Here is a 20,887-nt window from a genome sequence, read left to right as displayed (position 1 = left end):
CTCTTGGAAGTTGGCGAAATCAAGAAGGCCACCAAGATGAAGGTCTACAAGCACGTGATCGGCGGTATGCTGGTTCAGGACCGCGACGTTGACGTTTACGAAAAGTTCGAATGCGTCACCAAGAAGAAGTTCGCAAAGAACAAGGAAGCCCTCGCCCGCTTCACTTGGATCGTCACCAAGCACACCAAGTCCAACGCCATCGTCATGGGTTACGAATACGCTCGTGGCTACTTCCAGGTTCTCGGTCTCGGCCCCGGCCAGCCCAACCGCATCGACTCCAACCTCCGCCTCTGCCAGCCCCGCGTTCGCGACAACGTTGCTCGCATGAAGGCTGCCCAGAAGTTCTTCAACGAAAAGGGCAAGTGCATCGATAAGGCAGGTCTCAAAGCTCTGGAAGCTAAGGTGTTCAGCGAAGTCGTTATGGGTTCCGACGCATTCTTCCCGTTCCCGGATAACGTTGAAGCCGCAGCTGCAGCCGGTGTCCAGTACATCGTCCAGCCGGGTGGCTCCAAGAAGGATGACCTTTCCATCGAAGCTTGCAACAAGCTTGGCGTGGCAATGGTCTTCACCGGCATGCGCCACTTCCGCCACTAAGAAAAACGTCGCTTAGCGACACCAATAACAGCCGCGAAATTACGCTCGTTCCTCGCAGGCACCAAACGTGTCATTGCGAGGAGCGAAGCGACGTGGCAATCTAAGCATTTTAGGTATCCATGATTCAAGCTTCCCAAAAGGAAATCAATCAGAAAGAAAAAGAACTGTACTACGCCGTACTTTCTTTTTTGAAGAAGATCCGCAAGGCCGGCAAAACTACCGACAAGGAATGGAAGGAATACCGTTCCGAGCTTAAGGGCATTGCCCTCTCCCCCGATATGGGACGCGCCGCCGATATGTGGACTATGGATAACCTTGACCAGTTCCAGCCCGACAACACCATGCTGCCGCCGCTGAACGACATGGAATGCGTTGCACGCGTTTCACCGGCATTCCTTTCTCAATTAATTGAAGCTCTGTACTACGGCATGCTGAACCTAACCCAGGCCAACATGATTTCCGATGAAATCCAGGACGCAGATCCGGATTGCGTAACTACAGCTTCTCTTGAAGAACTTCTTGTAAAGCTCTGGATTGGCAACGCCAAGACCTACAAGAAAATGGTGATGAACTAATGGCTCAGAAAGTTCGTGTGATTGGTGGTGGTCTCGCCGGATGTGAAGCCGCATTGCAGTTGGCAAGCCGCGGCTTTGACGTTCATCTTTATGAAATGCGCCCCGTAAAGCCTACCCCCGCCCATCGTGACGGTCACTTGGCCCAGCTGGTTTGCTCCAACAGTTTCAAGGCTCTTGGGGTTACAAGCGCACACGGACTTTTGAAGCAGGAACTGAGAATGCTGGGCAGTTTCCTCATGGAATGTGCCGCCGAGGCCGCCGTGCCCGCAGGCGACTCCCTCACCGTGAATCGCGACATTTTCAGCGACCTGGTAGAAAAGAAAATTACGGAATGTCCGAACATCACCTTGCATCGCGAAGAAGTGACTTCTTTGGAAGGCGATTGCCCCACGCTGGTTGCCGCAGGTCCTTTGGCTAGCGACACCTTGGCCGACGACATCTTCAAGCGACTGGGCAGCGACCGCCTGCATTTTTACGACGCCATCGCTCCTGTGGTGGAAAAGGACTCCATCGACTTTGACCACGCCTTCTATATGAACCGCTGGGAAAAGGGCGAAACCGCAGACTTCATCAACTGCCCCCTGGACCGCGAAACCTACGAGAAGTTCGTGGCCGCCCTGGTGGACGCAGAATCTGTGGAGCCCCGCCCCTACGAAAAGCACGAGCTGTTCGAAGGCTGCCTGCCCGTAGAAGAACTGGCCCGCCGCGGTTACGAAACTTTGCGCCACGGCCCTATGCGTCCCATCGGTCTGGGCCTTGGCAATAACGGCAAGCTTTGGTACGCCGTGATCCAGCTTCGCGCCGAAAACAAGCAGAAGACTTTGTACAACATGGTGGGTTTCCAGACACGCCTCAAGTGGGGAACCCAGAAGGAAATCTTCACCATGGTGCCGGCCCTGAAGAACGCAAACTTTGCGCGCCTGGGCTGCATGCACCGCAACACCTTCATCGATTCCCCCAAGTTCCTGGACAAGACCTTGCGCCTGCGCCCGGATCTGGAATGCGCCAAGGACTTGCCGCCCATCTGGTTCGCCGGTCAGATTACCGGTTCCGAAGGCTACACCGAAGCGGTGGCCACCGGCTGGTATTCCGCATGGAACATGGCCCAGACGCTATTGCACGGTCATGCCGACCCGCTGCCCGACGAAAGTTGCATCGGTGCCCTGATGAACCGCCTGGTGGAAGAAAACGAAGACTTCCAGCCCATGAACTTCAACTTCGGCCTCCTCCCCCATCACGAAGGTCTGAAGAAGAAGAACAAAAAGGAAATTCTTGGTGAAGCCGCCCGCGTAAGCGTTCAGAAATGGATCGCAGAACGCACCATCGGAAATGCGAGATTCATCAACCCCCAAGCTGACGAAAACTGCGAAGGTTAATTCTTTTGAATAAAGCCATCATCTTCGTACTTGGTTTACTGCTTTCGTACGCATCGGCGTTCGCTAGTTCGGACCATGAACAGAATATCAGCATAAGCTATGGTTATTTCAATCTCAATGCTATGACTATTGTGTCTGGCAACATAATATCACATGCTTTCGATAAAGATTTCGAAGATGAAGAAGTAGACTTTATAACGGCAAGTTCATTCAACATTGCCTACGGATTTGAAGTCGGAAAACTTCTTGAAACCGGTGGTTTCCTGACTTACGCATACGCCGCAAATGATATCAATATGCATACCATTTCGCTCATGCCCAAGGCAAAGTTCAATTGGGTCAACAAGACAGATTTTCGTTGTTACTCCCAGTTGGCATTCGGGGTCGCCACAATTTTTGACAGTGACACATTTGATGTTGAAGCTGTATTCCACATCTCTTTAATCGGCTTCGAATTCGGATTAGACACATCATTCTTCTTTGAACTTGGTGCTGGACAAGTCGGATCATTTTCTGCCGGCGTAAAATTCAGCTTATAAAAAAGGCTCCCTCGAGGGGAGCTTTTTTAATTCAATAAGCGTAAAGTATCAACAAAGATTCTCATACGCCATACCGGGCATCAAGATATTCATTCATTGATTCACGAATATTTAAAGATTCCGCATCGATGCATCCGGAAAATTTCTTGAACAGGGCAATATTGCCTTTCATTGTAGAATTTTCTTTTGCGCTCATTGCATCAAGTAAAACAGCAAGCAACTCAGCCTGCTGTTCTGCTGTAAGCGACAAAACATTCTCTGTATATTCAGCAAATGCGGTTTCTGACATACCAATAAATCTACTAATAGCCCAATAAAAATGCAAGTACACCAAACATTTTGCAAACAACCGTTTGCACGAGAGTCGCGACAGCCAAGCTTGCTTGAGCTGGCATGACCGAGTGCTGAGTTGTTCTTGAAACAACTGTTTGCACGATCCTATCGGATTTGCGGTCCACCAGAAAAGAAAAATCCGTGATAACAACTAAAAACGAATCATCGAACGATTAATGTCTGCAATTTTTCGGGCACCACACATGTACATGGTGTCTTCAAGTTCCGCCTTGATTTTATCCAGGTAGCATTCGATGCCTTCTTGACCGCCGCCGTAGTAGGAAATCAGCACGGGGCGGCAAATGAGGCAGGCGTCAGCGCCCATGGCCAGAGCCTTGAACACATCCAGGCCGGAGCGGATGCCGCCATCCACGAGGATCTTGGTCTGGTGAGCTGCGCCGGAAACTGCACCCGCTGCGCGACTTGCGACGTTGGCGCCCTTGACGGCAGCAACGATTTCCGGCAGGACTTCTGCAGTAGCGGGAGTGTCCGCCAGGACGCGGCCACCGTGATTGGAAACAATGATGGCGTCGGCACCGGCTTCAACAGCCTTGAGGGCGGTGCGGGCGCTCATGATGCCTTTGACGATGAAGGGCACTTTTGCGTAAGCCTTCAGTTCGCGCAGGTCTTCGACGGTCTTGGTACCGCCGCCCTTGCCATTGAAGGTCTTTAAGTGCGGAAGGCCTGCGCTATCTACGACAACGCACATAGCCTGCGGGAGGCAATCCTTGTACAAGTCCATCAGCTTCTCGATACCTTCGTTGGTGCCGGGATTGAAAACGGGAATGCCGCAGTTGCCGTGAGCCTTTCCCGATTCAATAGCGCGGTCCCAGACTCGCTGGTCGCGGCCATTGCCGTAGGCATGGAAAATTCCGCGGGTTTCGCAGGCGGCCATGCACTTTTCGTTGAAATCCGCCACGTCGTCGGTGGGGTTAAACTGCATGGCGATAGACCCGATGGGAGCGGTAATCAGCGGCAAACTCAACTTGAGGCCCAGCAGATCGGTGCTGGTATCAATGGGAGTGTTGGGAACGAAAGTATCCACATTCAGCTTGATGTTTCGCCAAGCCTTGTAGTTATCATTGGCACCGTTGCCCGGAGCCTTGGAACCGGGGCCCGGCATAGTATTGCCACAGGCAAGGCCGTTACAGACGGGGCAAACCTTGCAGTTGGGGCCAATGTTCTTCTTTGCGTTTTCAAGAACTTCTGAATAATTCATAATTACCTCAGCCACAATATATGAAAAAAGCCCCCATACGGGAGCTCTCGTACAAGTTAATACTGTTCAAACTCGTAAACACTGTCGATGCATTCTTTGTTGCGGCGCTTACCTTCTTCAACAGAAACCGTTTCGCCATTTTTGCACATATAGGACGTGGGTTCGCTACCTGAATTTGAACTATCGTACACGGGACTGCATCTAAGCGCAGGGTCGCACGTTTCTTCGGGGCATTGGCCGCTGCAGCCATAGGTGCAGGCAGTCTGCTGGATTGCCCAAAAACTGGCAAACAAGCCCAAGAAAAGTCTTTTCTTGTCGGCCCACAGAAATGCGGTAAGACCGGCAAAAATCTTGCTAATTAAAGAATGCATCTTTTCGATTCCTTTCACCAAGGGGGGATTATATCAGCCCACAAGGCGATTCAATACTAAGTAAAAATATATAAAGAGGATACCGAAGAACGTAGAAACAGGTAAAATTTGTTTTTTTGTCACTATATTCATATACTTTCTCATTTAGTGGCATAATTTTTAGTTTGTTTGTAGGATAATAAGCAAAAGTCATTCATTTTTAGATGGTTTTATTAATAGAATTCAAGAAAACACCCGATGGCCAACGCTTTGAAGGCTAAATTCCATTAATTTATTCAAAAATTTTGTCACTAATGTTCATATTTGCAATGTTTGGTGACACATTTTTGAAAAAAAGCCATTTCAGAAACGACGAGCCAGCGAGCCCCACAAGGGGTGCCTTTCTCGTATCGGGGTAGCCAGATTGTTCTCGTCGCTACTCGTCTTCGACGAGCTCTCAGCCTCTCTGGCTAGAAGCAAATAAGATGTATCGGGATTATAGCCAGATTGCTGCGCCGGCTCCGGTTTCGCTTCGCTCAACTCCCCGGCTTGCCCTACGGGCAACCCTCTATCGCACTTTCGTGCTCGGGGTAGCCAGATTGTTCTCGTCGCTACTCGTCTTCGACGAGCTCCTCGAACCCTACGGGCGCCGACATAGTCGGCGCTATCTGGCTACCCTAAGATACGAGAAAAGGCACCCACAAGGGGTGCCTTTCTCGTATCGGGGTAGCCAGATTCGAACTGACGACATTCTGCTCCCAAAGCAGACGCTCTACCAGGCTGAGCTACACCCCGATTTTTTACTCGGACTTAAGAAAAAGAAAAGACCGATTCCGATTACTCGGAACCGGCCTTTCCTGAGCTATGAAGGACTCGAACCTTCGACCCACGCCTTAAAAGGGCGTTGCTCTACCAACTGAGCTAATAGCCCGAGTGAGTCCAAATATATTAAAGGTTCCGCTGTTTGTAAAGGCAACGGCGGGCTTTTTAGCCCAATTTGAACAAAAATAAACGTAAAAATTACATTTATCAAAACATTATTTTTTAGATTTAGGTCATGATTTTGAAACGCTTTATGCCCCTCGCCCTCGCATGGCTCGCACTCCCCGTGGCAAGCCACGCCTATTTTACCCAGGGCGACGCCGGTCAGGAAGTGTTTTCCTTCATCAACACCTTTGATAGCCCCCGTAACGCAGCTCTTGAAAAGTCTGCCGGCGCGCTTCCGTCTACCGACCCGACCATCGTTCAATTGAACCCGGCAGCAGTCCGCCTGCCCGAAGGAAAGGACCGCGTAGCATCTATTCATTGGCAGACTGGTGATTTCGCCTCTAACCAGGGTAGCATCGACTATACCACCCACATCGACAAGTACATCCTCCAGGTCACTTACAACTGGATCGACTACGGCACCATCGACGGTTACGACGAAAACAACAACGCTACAGGCGTTGAATACCAGCCCTTTAGCCAGCTCGCCACCATGTCGGTGTCCTTCCCCATGAAGCATTTCCAGTTCGGTGCAACCATCAAGTTCGCATCCGACAAGCTTGCCGAGGAAAAGGGCGACCAGACTGCTTTTGGCGGCGCATTTGACTGGGGTATTTCCTGGCAGTCCAGTACCAAGCAAGTTGGACTTGCCCTGGCAGCCCGAGACTTCGGTAGTCTTTGGCGCGACTATACCGACGATCTCGACGACGACTATTACCCCATGTCCCAGACATTCTCTATTTCTGCATACTTCAAGCCCGGTTCCATCCGCCGCCTGACCTTGTTTGCAAATAGCGATTTCCCCCGTTACCAGGAAGCTTTCCTGAGTCTTGGTGGCGAATACTTCCTGGGTGATTTCTTCGCAGCACGCGTCGGCTTCAGCAGAACATGGCTGGACCTTTACCGCGACGCCCTGGAGCTGATGGCTTCCAAGAAGCGCCCCAACGAAACCAACCGCGCCCACATGCTTAGCGCAGGTCTCGGCTACAACTCTGACATGTTCTCCCTGGACTACGGCATTTCCTACCTGGCACAAGGCCTCGGTTTTGAACATCGCCTGGGCCTCAGAGTTAATTTCTAGCCCCTCGGCAATTTCAAATGCGACAGTTCGACGTTTTCGTCTTTGACGACACTCCCGATTTCGACAGCTGGACTCCCCTTTTCGAAGACCCTGCCTTGGGCTGGTTCCATACCAAGAACCTGAATTCGAAACTGGACGAACTTGAAGCGGAATGGATTGTTTTCGCACACCGATCCATCAAGGTGGATCGTGACTTTCTGAACGAACTTGCACAGGTGACCGAAGGTTTCCCCATGGCAGATGCTTTCGCTCCCCGCGTCAAGATTGGCAATAAGTTCGAAGGTGGTTACCTTTTCGACGGAAACAACGGCTACTGGCAAATTTCCGAAAATTCCAAGATGCGTTTTGTGGCAGCGCCCAACCCGTTGATCGCCGTGTTCTCCCGCAGAATCATCCAGCGCACCGGCCTGTTCGATACAGAACTTCCCTTGGAACTCCAGCTTGCAGACTACGCGGCCCGTATGTTCCACGCAGGCGGCAAGATGTTCAGCGTTCCCTACCTGGTGGCAGAACACGAATCCGCCAACAAGCCCGATGCACAGGAGCCTACATTCAACTACAAGCTTAAAAAGGTGGAAAAGTCCATCTGGGACATTTTCTACATGTGCCTCCCGCCCACCTACCTGATTTCCTTGACTCTCCACCACCCATCCGTTTTGAGCAAGTGGTTCCAGAACAAGAAAGTCCTGCAGGTCAAGCGCACCAAGGCCACAGACCTTTCCAAGCTCACAGAAAAATTCCTGAAGGAAATCACCGTCTCCAAGGCGGAACGAAAGGGATAAAATCCTTAGAAGAAGATCCAGACGGCGATCCAGAACACCATCAGGCAGAATTCCATTTCCTTGGAAATCTTGGACAACAGCGAGCTGAAGAAGGCAATGCCTGCGATGGCAACAATGCGGGTCCAGGAAATATCGAAACCTCGATAGAACAAGGATATTCCGCCAAAGAGTTCAATCCACAGCCAGAACACCTGGGCAAGAACCATGTAACGGCGGCGACGCACCGAAAGGGACGTGGTTGAAAAGCAAAGGCTCAACGCGAGCATCTTGAAGGGATAATGTTCCAGCACAGGCATACTGCCCGCCTCGAACATTTCGCCACCAAAGAAGGTGAACACCCCGAAGACAATCATGAAGAGCACCAGCAGCAAACTGTTGCGGTAGAACGACGACTTGTAACGCCAAAGGAACATGGCGGAAGCAAGACAAAGCAAACAAGCGAGGGCGTTCACAAAGGGAGTCATTTTGCCTCCTTTGCCAGCTGCTGCATGTAACGGACTAGGCCGCGGGCTTCTGCGTTAGACAAGCGATTTCCATAGGCGTTCATATTGACTCGCCCGTTAAGAATGACGTTCACCAGGGAATCTACACCGATGGAATCGATTCTGGCAGAGTCCAGTTTCTGGGGCACCGGATAATATTCGCGAACAAACTTCTCGTTGAACTTACCATCGGTTCCATGGCAAGTGGCGCAGCGGGAATTCCAGATGAGGGCGGCTTGCGGAACAGAAATTTCCGGGAGGTCCGCCTTTTCAAAGTTATAGGGCTGAGCCGAAACGTCCTGCTGACTGGGCGTAGATTTTCCGCCGGCGTAGAACGCACCAAGCAAGCCACCGAAAGCAAGAATCAAGGCAACAGCCACCACATGCAACAACTTGCGGTGCTTAATTTCAACACTTCCCAAGTTGGGGCGTACCTCCTGGATGTAGGCCTTTCCGCAGACAATGAATGCGGCCACCAAGGCGGCAATGGGATAAACCAGAGGCACAATGTTCGCCAGGGAAAGTCCAATATCATCAAAGGTCAATTGAGCGGAACACCAAACGCAGAACAACGTGGCAACAGAGAAACCCACAAACAAGGGGAAACGCAAAGTTCTCGTTTCGTGGGAAGCCCAAGGTTCCACATAGTCTTCATTGGACGGGTCGGAATCGGCTGTCATGTCGCTGCCGTCCACTTCACCAAAGAAGGTGTTCTCCCCTTCCATGGCTGCACCAAGTCCGCCACGGATTGAAGTAAAGGCAAGAATAAAAGCGCCAGATCCAAAGGCAACCAAGCCCAGGTCCACCCAGCCGAATTCAGCACCGGCACTGGTTCCAAGACTTGGAGAAACCAGGAACAAACGTTCCAGGAAAAGTCCCAGAAGGACCGAGGAGAAAATGCAGAAACGGCCCACACGGGTTTCACGGATACTTTCAACCCAGTAGAGCTGCGGGAGAAGGCCTGCGAAAATAAAGGCGGAAGCGCAGAAGGTTCGCTGGGTCGCAAAGTTCCAAAGCCAGATGGCGCAGAGGATCCAGGAGCTGATCATCAGGAGCTTTTCCAGCAGGCGCATGCGGTAACCTTCGAACCAAAGGATGAAGCACACCAGCGCAATACCGGAGTAGACAGCGCCAACGATAAAGTAGACCGGGAAGAACGCGCCCGCCCATTCCGGCACGAAGGAGGCGGCAAAGTCCAGGCTCACCACCGTATGCACCCACAGCACCAGCGGGAACAGCAGCCAGGCCAAGGGCTTGCGGATTTTCTTAAGACCGTTAAAAGCCTTGGCTCCCAGATGGGTCCCGAAGAACAACAGCGAAAGGATGCCGTACACACCAATGCAGCAGAAGTCCCACACCAGAGGGGACCTGACGTTGGCAAAGTTGGCGCGGGCGTCGGCAAGAGGCAGCACCATATAGAAGCGGTCCAACACACCCAAGTGCATCAGCGGATATATGACCGCAATGGCCAAGCTGCACAACGTGGAAAGTTCAGCCATCATGGCGGTTCGCTTGTCCATCTTGATATCCAGAGCAAGGAAGATTGCCGAAAGCAAAGTTCCCGCATGGGCAAGACCGATCCAGAAGACAAAGAGACTGATAGGCGTTCCCCAGAAGGTTCCGGAGTCTACCGCCCAGGCAGCCGGGCCTTGGTACACCGAGTAGCCCAGAGCCACAAGCCCCGGCAGCAGCAAAAGCACACCGATGTTCCTTAGCAAATTGAACATCAGCGCTTCCCCATCATGAATACAACGGCAGGATCATGGTCCGCAAGTTCACGAGGCGCATACAGTTGCCTGCCTTGCGCGGCCTTCACCAGGGGCGACTCCTTGTCGAGCCAGTTCCCGAACACAATGGCGTTACGGGGGCAGGCCTCGGCACAGGCCGTCTTTACGCCACGGCCGCGCCATTCCGCACTGCTACCCGCAATGGCAGCCTCTGTCTTGAAACGCATGCGGTCGTTCTGCAGACGGTGCAGACACAGGCTGCACTTCTCCATAACGCCTTTCTCGCGCAAAGGAACGTCGTAATTCAGCTTACGCACCAGTCCCAATTCCTGCGCATCGTTGAAATTAAATTTGCGGGCCTTCGCCGGGCAATTGGCCCCGCAGAAACGAGACCCGGTACAACGCTTGTACATCATGGCGCTTATGCCATCAGGCGTATGATTGGCCGCTCCCGTGGGGCAAACCTTTTCGCAGGGCGCGTCACCACAATGTGCGCACATGAATGGCGCACCACCGCGCATCTCGATCCAGTGCATAAAGCGGCCTCGGGCAGCCTCTTCATCGGTCACCAGGGCCACGTTGTTTTCCGTATTGCAAGCCAGAATGCACTTGCCGCATCCGTTGCACAAGTCCAAATCGATAGCCATGCCAAAACGATTCAAGCTAGACCCGCGAACAGCTCCAACCGCAGAACCTACGATAGTCCCCGCAGCAAAGCCTGCGGAACCCTTCATTTCTTTCGGCGTCGGAATCTTCACCAGGTCCATGCGACCCTTGGCTTGAGACACCGCCAAACGCACCTCGTCTTCACAACGCTTCATGAAGGTCGACAAACGTTCCCCGCCGGCACCATTGGCACCGTCACCAAGAACACCCTTCTTGCAACCTTGCAACAAGCCCACCAGAGCCATCAGGGAACAGGACTTTATAAAATCTCGACGATCCATACTCCCCTACCTATGGCAAGCGGCGCAGTAAGTAGCCGCGGGCTTAAAGTTACGTTCCTTGAAAGTTTCGCCCTTATGGCACTGCAGGCAAGTCTTCATATCAATCTTCAAACTTCCACCCACACCCTTATTGCCTCCGTGGCAGTCGGCGCAGGTCACCCCAGCCGCAGCGTGAACCCCATGATGGAACACCACATGGTCCGGCAACTGGGATACTGCCTTCCAGGGATGTTCAGGAGCATCGGCCAAGGCTGAATCCAATTTCTCAATTCCCGGATTTTCGGTCAAAGGCAAACGATGGCAATCCATGCAGTCGCTCTTGGCAGGCATAAAGGCCCTTGCACCACTCTTCGCCCCCGTATGGCAGGCGGCACAATCCAAACCAATGGAATCCCCGTGAAGGGCGTGATCAAACGGCACTCCGCGACTTTCTAATCCGCGACTTTCTAATCCGCGACTTTCCATACCGACGCGCGTTCCAGCTTCAGCGACTTGCACAGAAGTCTCCCCCTGGCTCCAGATAAAATCCGCAGTCAAGAAAGCACAGAACAGGCAAAGAACCGCTACGAGAACCTTCACTTAGGCCTCCCAGGGTCATCGGGATTCTTGAGAATATACAGCAGCCAGGCCGTCATCATCTTGGCCTGGGTCTCCGAAAGAGGCGTAATATCCATGGCGGGCCACTGGTCCGGATGCTTCGGCGTAGGCTTCATCAGGTACTGCACCATTTCTTCGGGATGTTCCGCATACTGTGCCACATTATCCTTCATGGGCGGGGCCGCAAACTTGCGTGCCCAACGGTGGCAAGCCTTACATTCGTAGGCAAAAAATTCCTGGGCATTGCTCTTCAGTTCCGGGGTAACTTCGGGCAAGGCAAAATCCAGGGCGAAAAGCCCCGACACCAGCACGAACACACCTATGATAAACTTAAAACGAGCTCCCATCGTAAAAAGAAATATACCTCTTTTTTCTATATTCATGCCCATGGGAATCATTGAAATCATCGTTATCGCAATTGTAGAAGCCATGGACTGTTTCGCAGTCTCCATCGCCACAGGTTTAAGCAAGTCCGGCATCAAATATAGCCGCGCCATGATCCAGGCCGTAAGCTTCGGTGTTTTCCAGGGTGGCATGACCCTTCTGGGCTACTTCCTGGGCAACTTTGCGGAAAAATGGTTCAATTCCATAGGCACCCCCATCGCCTGTGCCATCCTGTGCATTCTGGGCGGCCGCATGATCTGGGGCGCAGTCCGTGGAGGCGACGATGAAGCCGCCGAAACCAGCGCCAAGAACCTGACTATCGCAAACATCCTGCTCATGTCCGTGGCCACAAGCATCGACGCCTTTGCAGTGGGAATCTCCTTCGCATTCATCAACGCCGACATGATTACCGCCACCTCCGCCATCGCCATCGCAAGCTTCGTGATGGGTGTGCTGGGTTACGAAATCGGCCGCCGCGCCGCCAAGCAGTTCAAGACAAAAATCCCCGAAATTGTCGCCGGCATCATCCTCATCGGCATCGGCGTGAAGATGTTCTTCTAGACAACGTAATACATCGTCATACGAGTTTTCCGTTTTTTTTATTACATCTTACATTTGGGCCCCCATATCCCCGAAAATAACCTATACTTAGGCCGCTTTCTTTAGGAGGATTGCGGAGTGTTTATTAAGGAGGAAAAGGGTTCCACCCTTTTGTTAAAACTGTTTGCCATACTCTTTGGCATCTTCATCGTATTCGGCTACGTGCTGGTACACACCGTCGATACCACTGGCAAAATGCTGTTCCAGAAAACAGAAGCCATCTGCAACGTGAACAACGTTGGCTACTGTTTCTCCATGGAAATCCTTTACATGGTGGCCCTGTTGGTCATCGCAGCCCTAGGTTTTCTGAGCGTCACCCTCATCACCATGGAATGGGGCATCCGCAGGGAATCCGAAACATTGTCTGCACAGGCCAAGGCAACCTCCATGCCCGATTTCTACAGGAACTGCGTCTGTTTCCTGAACTGCATCAAGATCGCCATGGCAGTCATTTTCTGCACCATGTTCTTCAAGTACTCCAACGCGACGCTCATCATTCCCATGGCTGTTTCCGCCTCCCTTTTCCTGGACAGTTTCGTTTGGAACAAACGCTGCCGCGAAATGAACGCAAATCACCAGAGCCTGCTCCTGGACGTGGCGCTGGAATTCATGAACGTATTCACTCCTAAAAAGAACCGCAAGGCAAACCAGGTCAAGCACCGTCAAAGCTTTATATTCTACGCCTGCGCCACATTTTTCATAATGTTCTGCATCGCGGCCATCGCCACTAAACTAAACACCGCACCCGTCGCAGAAACCCCGGCACAAGTCTCCGCCCCCATCAACGCCGTGATCGACCCGGTGAACATGGCCGAGAACGAAGCCCTTCTGCAAAAGCAGGCCGCCAAGGCCAGGGCAAAGGCCGCAGCACAAGCCGCCAAAAAACGCAGGGCCGCCCGCAAGAAAGCAGAAGCCGCCCAGGCCGCAGAGCCCGCCAAAGTTTCCGTTGCCCCTCCCCCGTCATCCACCCCCGTAGACGACGATGACGAAGACTGGTGGTAACAAAAGATCCTCATTGAGCTAACCTCTCAATCAAAAAAGGGCCTCGGCGAAAGCCGGGGTCCTTCTTTAAATTGTTCAACGGATGTTACATCTCATTCAATAAGCTATCAGCATGGCTCATCTCTGTTTCACATTCAGAAGTATTGACTGAACCCGGTTCGCCCTCCTTTTCGGACTTGTTCACCAGTTTAACCTTACACATGTTATACAGAACGGTTGCAAGACGAACAAGATTTTGTACCGCAAGTTTTTCATCATCCGTAAATTCATTCCAGTCAGAACGTTCCTGCCCTTCAACAATGTTTTCAATTCTACACAAGTAGCTTGTGTACTTTTCAAATACACATTGGATAGAACGGGTATATCTTCCGGCAACAGCACTGAGTTTTTCAAAATGGGCGCACAGCTTGTTGATTTGCTTTTCAGCCTTATCTACCTTGCGCTCAATTTCGTCCGCCTTTTCTTCAAGCTTAGACCCCGTAATATTGAAGATAATTCCGGCTGCAAGAAGTCCCACGCCTAAAGTTGCTCCACCCAGAACAGCGGAACCAAGAGCCATGCCGCCGCCACCAGCAGCAAGGCTTCCACCACCAAGGAAAGCCAATGTGGCATTAGTTGCCGCGGCACCGGAAAGGGATCCAATCAAGGTTCCTGCAGACGTTGTACCAAAAGCCGCCACCGCAGCCGTTACCGCACCACCAGCAGCAATTCCGCCGGCAGTACCTGCAGCAGCGCCACCAAGACCACCCAACAAAACAGAGGCACCAACAGATGCATCCTTCATCGCTTCCGGATTAAAGGAAAATTTCACATTACCTATATCAATGTCTTTAAATTTCGGTCTGTTCTTGATTTGTGCATACAAGTCAGCAAAATCCTTAAAGCTTTTCATGACTTCAAGTTCCAACTTGCCAAGACCATCCATCGATTCCTTCATATTCTTTTCAGCGTTATTGTACTTTGCAACGTTTCGTTCATTTCGACTTTGCGCGCTCTTGATGGTATCATTGGCATCCTTCATCTTAACAGCACCTTTGACTCCGGCACCAACACCAGCAGCGGCAGCGAGGGCAGCAGCGGCACCCACAATAAACGGAATAGGCATAATTTTCTCCTTTTTTATTTATTCAATTGTTCACAAGCTTTTTTGTTCAGTTCATAGTATTCTTCTAGAGTCATGTGATCCTTGAAGAACGCTTCATACGCATCATCTACACGGCATATGATTGGGCGATCCCTGTATATGGAGCACAAGTTACCCTTCAGATACTTACACACTCCATCCCCGTTATGCAAGTCGGCATAAATGGGGGATCGATTTAAATTCCTGCAACATTTGCCACATTGGGTACACGGGAACATTAGCAGAACTCCAGCGGAGGTGCATTCTTATCCTTCATATAGGCGTCAAAGCTTTCGTATTGATCATAGACCGGCTTCCAACCCATTTTTTTGAACATATCCTTCAAGACCTTATTGAGAGCAGCATCGTCTGCGGCATCCGAGATCTGGTTGGCAAACCCATTGAACACTTCGGTTTCCTGTTTGAACTTTTCAACGTCTAGATCCATGACCTTTGCTGCATACTCTTCCAAAATTGCAAGCATATCATCCAGTCTTTCGGAATATGCCGTAAGACTCGTTTTGAACGTGTTCAAGACAGCGACAATTTTCTTGACCAAAGTGCTATTGTCCAACACATAAAGCAACGTGCAGCTCATGATGCCAGAAACAAATGCTCCACAGAATGCCTGGACAATTTCTCCCACCACAGGGAAAGCACCAATAGCTGTTTTTGAAATAGCCTCACTCACCAGGGAACCCACGACAACACTGGCTCCCGTGGCAATCACCTTGGATGCAGCCAGCATTCTATCGCCAAACAGGAGATGGTCCGGATTGATGAACAGAATCTTTACAGCTTCCACAATGGAAACCCAAGTCTGTCTAATGATTCTCACTACATTTTTAGCTGTAGTAAAAAAGATATTGCACAAGGTCGTTGTAACGCTAGACAAGAAACCTGCAATAGCACCGTCCTTGAAGGAGTCCAAGAGAGCCTTGTAATTCTTCTTGCAATTTTCAAGACCCTTCTTGACACCATTTCCAATGGCACGGAAAACTTCCCCCATGTCGGCATTCATAATCGAATTAAAACGATCCAGTTCTTCCTTTACTGCAAACCACATTTCGGAGAACACAAAGCCCAGCATCTGACGTGTACCCATCTTGATGCCTGCCGTTCCCGCAGCAACCATAAGATCTTTCTTGAATGAAGCACTGGAATAGTAAGCCTCATTTAGCTTTTTTTCATACTCAGCACGAGCATCCTTGTCTTTTTTCAACATTTCGGACTTAGTCTTTTCACTAAGTTCCGGATGTTCATTTACATAGTCGGATTTTTTCTTGTCACCAAGAGATGCGTTCAAGCTCTTATTGGTAAAGGCGAGATTAGACTTGTCGTCAGCAAGTTCCGTGGCATCCAAGCCAGCCAATACCCTACCTCGGTCATTATGAATTTCCTTGGAAGAAATAATATGGTCCAGTTCAGCTTTCTTATCTGGAGAAATCGCTTTTGTATGACCATAAAAACCAATATCACCGCCAGTGTACTCATCTCGGATGGTTTTACCAGTTGCCTGGAAAGCCTCTCTGGCCTCATGCTTCATGGATCGGAAATTCTGGCCGTTCCTATGAATTTCATTATGAATATCCTGGGAGTATTCAGGGTTAGCGCTCCAATTCTTAGCGTTCTTGGCGCTTTTGTATCCCATGTTCGGATCTTTACCGATTTGTCGAACATTATGGATAGTATCCACATCGCCACCATGACGGTCCTTGATGAACATATCCAGGCCAAACGATGTAATGATGCTATTGATAATAACCTTTTCGTACTGAGCGAAAAGAGAATCCTTTGTACCCGAAATCTGCGCTGCACAAGCCGCCATAAAACTCCCTCTTATTTCCCAATCAATGTATACTAAAATTTTACCTTATCATCAAAGAAATTCTCTTTTTGTGATTTTTCCCACAAAAAAGGGCCTCGGCGAAAGCCGGGGTCCTTCTGTTTTAAAATCTATGTGCGTTAGCGGTTCCAGCCGTTGGGGGCGTCGCCGTACACGGGGGCTTCGCCGTCCCTGGAGAATCCACCGGAATGGGAGGAGCTGTTAATGCCGAGCCAGCCGCGCATTCTCTTGACACGGTCGGAAGAAGGCTTGTTTGCCGGCTGTGCATTGTTCTCTGCGGCAGGAGCTGCAGCGTTGTTTTCTTTCAAATTCTCGTCCATATCCCAAAGATAACTAAAAAAGCCCCACGAAGGTTTTATATCTTTGGTTGCACGGAGGATTTTGGAACATGTCCAAGCATTTCAGTATCGTAATCGCAGCACTGGCACTGGTCGCGGCAAGCGCCCACGCCGAAGGCAACTACAACCCCTACGAAGAGAGTGCCCGCCATACCTATTCCAGCGATTCGTACCTGAAGGATGAGTACTTCCTCAAGGACTACAAAATCATCCCCTTCACCCAGCTCGGTGTTCTGCAGAACAACTTCACTTACAAAACCAAGGACGGCTTCGCCCTCGATTACGGAAGCCTCAGCCCCGCCTTTGGCGCAGGCCTCGCAGTCACCTCCAACGTCACTAGTTTCTTTTGGGCAGGTGTCGCCCCCTCCCTCATGGTGTACGCCTTCAACTACTACACCGACTCTTACGACGACGACATCTCCATGACCTTGCTCCGCCTGGACCTTTCCGCCGCCGTCGGCATCAAAAACAGCATCATCGGAGTCTACTTCCGCCCCATCGTCTCCCTGGGCCTGTACAGCGAAGTCACTTCCGGCTACCTGTATAAGGGTAAAGTTGAGGGAAACAGGGTTGTCCCAGGCTTTGAAATCGGCATCAACATCTGGAAAAAGCAGACCATCTACTTCGGCGCCCTCGGCCCCCTCACCACCAAGCCCGCCTTTGTGCAGGATCAGTACGCCTCATTCTACCTGGGCTACAGAGTCAAGTGGTACGAAGGCAAGTTCTCACTGTTTTAATGAATCCTGTTTTGAGTAGGCTTTTTTCAAGGCCTCTCCAATCTGAGCGTTTTCATCAGCCATCGGCTCCTGCATAGCGCTGTTCTCAGATCTATAATTAAAATCTTCGGCACGCTCAACTCCCTGAATACCGACTTTACCATCTACAGGTTCGACACTTTCTATTGGGGCTACGTTTTCAGGAATAACTGGAGGCTTGCTTGTACAGCCAGAAAGTGCAATTGCAACAAAAGGCACAAACAACAAGCAGCTTAGATGAAAAAGCCTTTCAAACAGGGATGGGCCCGTAACTTTGCATGGTATAAAATCGATACCAGTCATATTCTTCTCCCTGATTAATTGGACAAACTTGTCATCTACAAACATTTTGGTAGGCATTTCAGAAAGCCTAAACATTCGCTTTTGTGGACAATAGCTGAATACAAAATCGCTAATCCAAGAAATTGTTCCGTCGCTTGTGTACTGAACTTTGGATTTTTTCAAATTCAAGGCAGAATCCTCACAAGAGAGTGGATTTAGGATATAGAATTTTTTTCCGCAATCATCCTGTGCAGGTAAAAGTTCCACATCGGCATGGTCCAAATCGATTGCAGATAATGCAGATTCAGACACCACAGGGATGAAACCTCCGATGAAATAGAAATCAGGAATTTCTCTGCCATCGTCACTTAAAAACTTAAGATTTGCGCAAGACCACTGCTCAGCCAAAGGGCTACCCCAGTTATCGAATAACCAAGATTCCACCTTGTCGTCTAGCTTCGGAAAAAGAAATCCTTCCTGTTTCGAAGCAATCATCCAAATATTTACAGCGTTCATCACTTACCTATCAAAGGAGAAAAAATCGAAAAAGGCTTTTTACTATTCAAAGAAAGCGTACCTGCATAAAGTTCATCCTTTATGTCGTCTAGAACTTTCTCAATAGCATCCACCGGACACTTACCGCCTTTCTTCTTTCTGTATACAGTTTCAAGACGTTCCAAGACATAAGTTTCATAGTTTGCCTTATGATTGCTATGAATACTTCCTTTAAAAATGCTAGACGGATCAATAGGGAGCAAAATTCCATTACGAGGATCATTAATATCAATCCCGCAGTTCCCTAGAATTTCATTAAATCTTGCCGAATTTTTTCCACCCTTGGGCACCACGTGGTGTGCTTGCGCCCTACGCTTTCCAAGAAAATCTCCTTCAGCCTCATCCAAACGGCAATCCATACACTGGCACATATTTTTTCTCAAAATGCCACCATCACCTGCTAGTCCCAAGCTTAGCTTATCCTTATTACGGCAAACTTTATATTCCTTCTTTTTCAAATACTGATCCGAAGCTTTTGAAACAAGCTTGTACGCAAATTGCCTTGCCTTTGCCGGAACAAGTTTCTTGGCCAAATTGCCGGCTTCATCTTTAACAACCTGGATCGTTTTTGCAAAAACCTTTTTCCCATTTTTCGCAATATTAACAAGAGCAGGGGCTTTCTTTACTGCAGTTTTACTCAAAGAGGATACAATCCCTTTTGCAAAAGAAGACGATAACAGTTTCGGAGCAACAATTGAAATAGAATTAGCACCAATATTTAAAGCTAAATCACCCACTGCAGACCCAACAGAACCTCCTGCCTGTACGGAATCATATAAATCCACTGAACCGGAAAACGCAACAACAGCAAGATTAATGCCGTTTACAGCAAAATATAGGGGCGCAACTTCAGGGACGAAAACCGATGCTACACCTAAGACAATACTAGAGTAATCAACAAATTTCTCCCATTGAGCCTTATGAGCCTTATAGAAATCATTTACAGTATGAGCAAAATCCTTTGTTTCACGCTGTTTTTGTGTAGACCACACACCTTCATCTGTCGGAGCACCATTGACTAGCGGACCATCGTAAACATCACCGTTGGAAAAGAGGATACTCGCATAAGAAGGCAATTTATTTTCATTACTAGACCAATTGGCTGTAATTGACACGGTATCATTGTCTAACACAAGAACCAAGGTTCCATCACCGTCAAATTTTCCGTTGGTGAATTCGCCATCATAATAACTGCCATCCTTATAAGAGTAATGACCTAAACCGTTGGGAAGATTTTCAACAAACTCACCCTCATACACATTTCCATTTTCAAACTCGTAATGGCCCAGACCATAGCGCTGCCCAGCCAAAAATGTACCAGTATATAAATCTCCATTGGAATATCTTATTGTTCCATTCCCATGAATCAAACCTTCTTCCCACGAGCCCTCATAAACATACCGATCAGTTTTCACCCTACCATGACCATTCTGGGTACCATTTTTCCATTCACCTGCATAGTAGTCCGTATTGGTATACAATTCACCATAACCAGAGGGTTTTCCATCTACAAACATGCCATGATACATCAAAGTATCGGTGGTAAGCTCACCATAACCATAAAAACGGCCGGCTTTAAAGTCTCCGCTATACTGAGAACTATCACTAATATATTCAGCATAGCCTGTAATAGTATCGTTCGTCCAATTTCCTTCAAGGGAATATCTATCGGTTATCAACCGGCCTTTTCCATTGGCAATTGGACGGTTTCCTTTAAACGTAACTTCCCCGACATATTTGCCATTCACCGTTTCCAAAGAATCCTTACGAGAAACGCGCTGGTTATTCTTCCACAAAGTATTCTTACATACACCCTTGGCATCACATTCATCGCCCCAGCCATCACGCAAATTATTGACAACGTTCCCGCGGTAAACCACAGTCCCGTTTTCCACAATGCTTACAGCTCCATTAGCCAAGCCATCGGAATAACTACCTATATAGACTTTTCCAGAGTCCTTAACAACAACAGCAAAACCATTAACCTTTCTATAGGAATCCAGGTTACCGATAATCGTGTCGTTTTTGGAAGTCACTCCATAGGATTTCGGGGAAAATGATCCATAAAAAGCATTAGCCTCACGTTTAGCCAATGTTTTCCCATTTTTAGAAATAGTCATGGTTCCTGGACCATGGGCTACCTTTTCTATAGCTTTCCCCTTCCAGGAGTAATCGTAGTCTAAAGAATCCTGATTCACCCACACATAGATATTTTCACTCGTTTTCTTCCAGGTGTAGGCGGCTTCACTGGTTCCAGCAAAGCAAAGAAGGGCAAACAATATCGTCTGCAAAGGAAATCTTGTAATACTTGTTTTCATAAACGGCATTTTCCAAACAAATTATTACAAATAAAAATATAACCAAAATTTCATAAGGGTAAAAAAAATGACAACACCGTGAGCATTGTCATACA

Annotated in this window: 22 protein-coding genes and 2 tRNA genes; 9 read left to right on the top strand and 15 right to left on the bottom strand. The window is 49.4% G+C overall.

The genetic code is table 11. The features are described 5' to 3' along the window. From MJZ25_12285 to MJZ25_12270, 4 genes are all read left to right on the top strand, one after another. On the top strand, positions 1-594 hold a 594-nt coding region (locus MJZ25_12285), incomplete at its 5' end, for an IMP cyclohydrolase (protein ID MCQ2124950.1). A gap of 119 nt (positions 595-713) precedes the next feature. Next, positions 714-1,169: a hypothetical protein gene (locus tag MJZ25_12280; protein MCQ2124949.1), complete on the top strand. Its 456-nt coding sequence runs from the start codon at positions 714-716 to the stop codon at positions 1,167-1,169. After that, positions 1,169-2,545, top strand: a complete 1,377-nt coding sequence (trmFO, locus tag MJZ25_12275; protein ID MCQ2124948.1) for a methylenetetrahydrofolate--tRNA-(uracil(54)-C(5))-methyltransferase (FADH(2)-oxidizing) TrmFO — start codon at positions 1,169-1,171, stop codon at positions 2,543-2,545. Before MJZ25_12280 ends, trmFO begins: the two co-directional genes overlap by 1 nt. Positions 2,546-2,667: 122 nt before the next feature. Next, positions 2,668-3,084 carry a hypothetical protein gene (locus MJZ25_12270; GenBank protein MCQ2124947.1) on the top strand — a complete coding sequence of 139 codons (417 nt, stop codon included), beginning with the start codon at positions 2,668-2,670 and terminating at the stop codon, positions 3,082-3,084. Positions 3,085-3,145: 61 nt separating this feature from the next. Here the strand turns inward: MJZ25_12270 and MJZ25_12265 are convergent, their stop codons facing one another. The 5 genes from MJZ25_12265 to MJZ25_12245 all read right to left on the bottom strand — a co-directional run bounded on the left by MJZ25_12265 (position 3,146) and on the right by MJZ25_12245 (position 5,917). Further along, positions 3,146-3,373, bottom strand: coding sequence for a hypothetical protein (locus MJZ25_12265; GenBank protein MCQ2124946.1), 228 nt, complete (start codon positions 3,371-3,373; stop codon positions 3,146-3,148). Between the two features lie 195 nt (positions 3,374-3,568). Then, positions 3,569-4,636, bottom strand: coding sequence for an alpha-hydroxy-acid oxidizing protein (locus MJZ25_12260; GenBank protein MCQ2124945.1), 1,068 nt, complete (start codon positions 4,634-4,636; stop codon positions 3,569-3,571). A gap of 56 nt (positions 4,637-4,692) precedes the next feature. After that, the gene (locus tag MJZ25_12255; GenBank protein MCQ2124944.1) at positions 4,693-5,007 is read right to left on the bottom strand and encodes a hypothetical protein; all 315 of its coding nucleotides are present in this window, start codon (positions 5,005-5,007) and stop codon (positions 4,693-4,695) included. Between the two features lie 700 nt (positions 5,008-5,707). Beyond that, positions 5,708-5,781, bottom strand: a tRNA-Pro gene (locus MJZ25_12250). A gap of 63 nt (positions 5,782-5,844) precedes the next feature. Next, positions 5,845-5,917: transfer RNA gene (locus MJZ25_12245), tRNA-Lys, on the bottom strand. A 126-nt stretch (positions 5,918-6,043) separates the two neighbouring features. Between MJZ25_12245 and MJZ25_12240 the strand changes: the two genes are divergently transcribed. After that, a complete protein-coding gene (locus tag MJZ25_12240; protein MCQ2124943.1) occupies positions 6,044-7,054 on the top strand; it encodes a hypothetical protein in 1,011 nt (336 codons plus the stop codon). Positions 7,055-7,071: 17 nt separating this feature from the next. After that, positions 7,072-7,836, top strand: coding sequence for a hypothetical protein (locus MJZ25_12235; protein ID MCQ2124942.1), 765 nt, complete (start codon positions 7,072-7,074; stop codon positions 7,834-7,836). A 5-nt stretch (positions 7,837-7,841) separates the two neighbouring features. On the opposite strand, the gene MJZ25_12230 is transcribed toward MJZ25_12235, so the two are convergent. Genes MJZ25_12230 through MJZ25_12210 form a run of 5 tightly spaced genes read right to left on the bottom strand, consistent with a single transcriptional unit; the run spans position 7,842 to position 11,936 of the window. Then, positions 7,842-8,300, bottom strand: coding sequence for a hypothetical protein (locus MJZ25_12230; protein MCQ2124941.1), 459 nt, complete (start codon positions 8,298-8,300; stop codon positions 7,842-7,844). Continuing rightward, positions 8,297-10,045, bottom strand: a complete 1,749-nt coding sequence (locus MJZ25_12225; GenBank protein MCQ2124940.1) for a c-type cytochrome — start codon at positions 10,043-10,045, stop codon at positions 8,297-8,299. Before MJZ25_12225 ends, MJZ25_12230 begins: the two co-directional genes overlap by 4 nt. Beyond that, positions 10,045-10,992, bottom strand: coding sequence for a 4Fe-4S dicluster domain-containing protein (locus MJZ25_12220; protein MCQ2124939.1), 948 nt, complete (start codon positions 10,990-10,992; stop codon positions 10,045-10,047). Before MJZ25_12220 ends, MJZ25_12225 begins: the two co-directional genes overlap by 1 nt. A 6-nt stretch (positions 10,993-10,998) precedes the next feature. Next, positions 10,999-11,571: a hypothetical protein gene (locus tag MJZ25_12215; GenBank protein ID MCQ2124938.1), complete on the bottom strand. Its 573-nt coding sequence runs from the start codon at positions 11,569-11,571 to the stop codon at positions 10,999-11,001. Continuing rightward, positions 11,568-11,936 carry a hypothetical protein gene (locus MJZ25_12210; protein MCQ2124937.1) on the bottom strand — a complete coding sequence of 123 codons (369 nt, stop codon included), beginning with the start codon at positions 11,934-11,936 and terminating at the stop codon, positions 11,568-11,570. The genes MJZ25_12215 and MJZ25_12210 overlap by 4 nt, the downstream gene beginning before the upstream one ends. Positions 11,937-11,976: 40 nt before the next feature. Between MJZ25_12210 and MJZ25_12205 the strand changes: the two genes are divergently transcribed. Together MJZ25_12205 and MJZ25_12200 are read left to right on the top strand one after the other, a co-directional pair. Beyond that, positions 11,977-12,534: a manganese efflux pump MntP family protein gene (locus MJZ25_12205; GenBank protein ID MCQ2124936.1), complete on the top strand. Its 558-nt coding sequence runs from the start codon at positions 11,977-11,979 to the stop codon at positions 12,532-12,534. 117 nt (positions 12,535-12,651) lie between these two features. Further along, a complete protein-coding gene (locus MJZ25_12200) occupies positions 12,652-13,575 on the top strand; it encodes a hypothetical protein (protein MCQ2124935.1) in 924 nt (307 codons plus the stop codon). Between the two features lie 85 nt (positions 13,576-13,660). Here the strand turns inward: MJZ25_12200 and MJZ25_12195 are convergent, their stop codons facing one another. The 3 genes from MJZ25_12195 to MJZ25_12185 all read right to left on the bottom strand — a co-directional run bounded on the left by MJZ25_12195 (position 13,661) and on the right by MJZ25_12185 (position 16,864). Beyond that, on the bottom strand, positions 13,661-14,680 hold the full coding sequence (locus MJZ25_12195; protein MCQ2124934.1) for a hypothetical protein: 1,020 nt from the start codon (positions 14,678-14,680) through the stop codon (positions 13,661-13,663). 256 nt (positions 14,681-14,936) lie between these two features. Beyond that, positions 14,937-16,526 (bottom strand): hypothetical protein, encoded by a 1,590-nt coding sequence (locus MJZ25_12190; GenBank protein MCQ2124933.1) that lies wholly within the window; start codon positions 16,524-16,526, stop codon positions 14,937-14,939. A 137-nt stretch (positions 16,527-16,663) separates the two neighbouring features. Further along, positions 16,664-16,864: a hypothetical protein gene (locus MJZ25_12185; GenBank protein ID MCQ2124932.1), complete on the bottom strand. Its 201-nt coding sequence runs from the start codon at positions 16,862-16,864 to the stop codon at positions 16,664-16,666. Positions 16,865-16,932: 68 nt separating this feature from the next. On the opposite strand from MJZ25_12185, the gene MJZ25_12180 reads away from it, so the two are divergent. Beyond that, complete coding sequence (locus MJZ25_12180; protein ID MCQ2124931.1) at positions 16,933-17,619, top strand: hypothetical protein; 687 nt, start codon at positions 16,933-16,935, stop codon at positions 17,617-17,619. On the opposite strand, the gene MJZ25_12175 is transcribed toward MJZ25_12180, so the two are convergent. Both MJZ25_12175 and MJZ25_12170 read right to left on the bottom strand, forming a co-directional pair. After that, a complete protein-coding gene (locus MJZ25_12175; GenBank protein MCQ2124930.1) occupies positions 17,608-18,435 on the bottom strand; it encodes a hypothetical protein in 828 nt (275 codons plus the stop codon). The genes MJZ25_12180 and MJZ25_12175 overlap by 12 nt on opposite strands. Next, on the bottom strand, positions 18,435-20,792 hold the full coding sequence (locus MJZ25_12170; protein ID MCQ2124929.1) for an AHH domain-containing protein: 2,358 nt from the start codon (positions 20,790-20,792) through the stop codon (positions 18,435-18,437). Before MJZ25_12170 ends, MJZ25_12175 begins: the two co-directional genes overlap by 1 nt. Between the last annotated feature and the right edge of the window lie 95 nt (positions 20,793-20,887).

Source organism: Fibrobacter sp. (assembly GCA_024399065.1).
Taxonomy (GTDB): Bacteria; Fibrobacterota; Fibrobacteria; order Fibrobacterales; family Fibrobacteraceae; genus Fibrobacter.
This window is presented reverse-complemented; position numbering and strand designations above follow the sequence as displayed.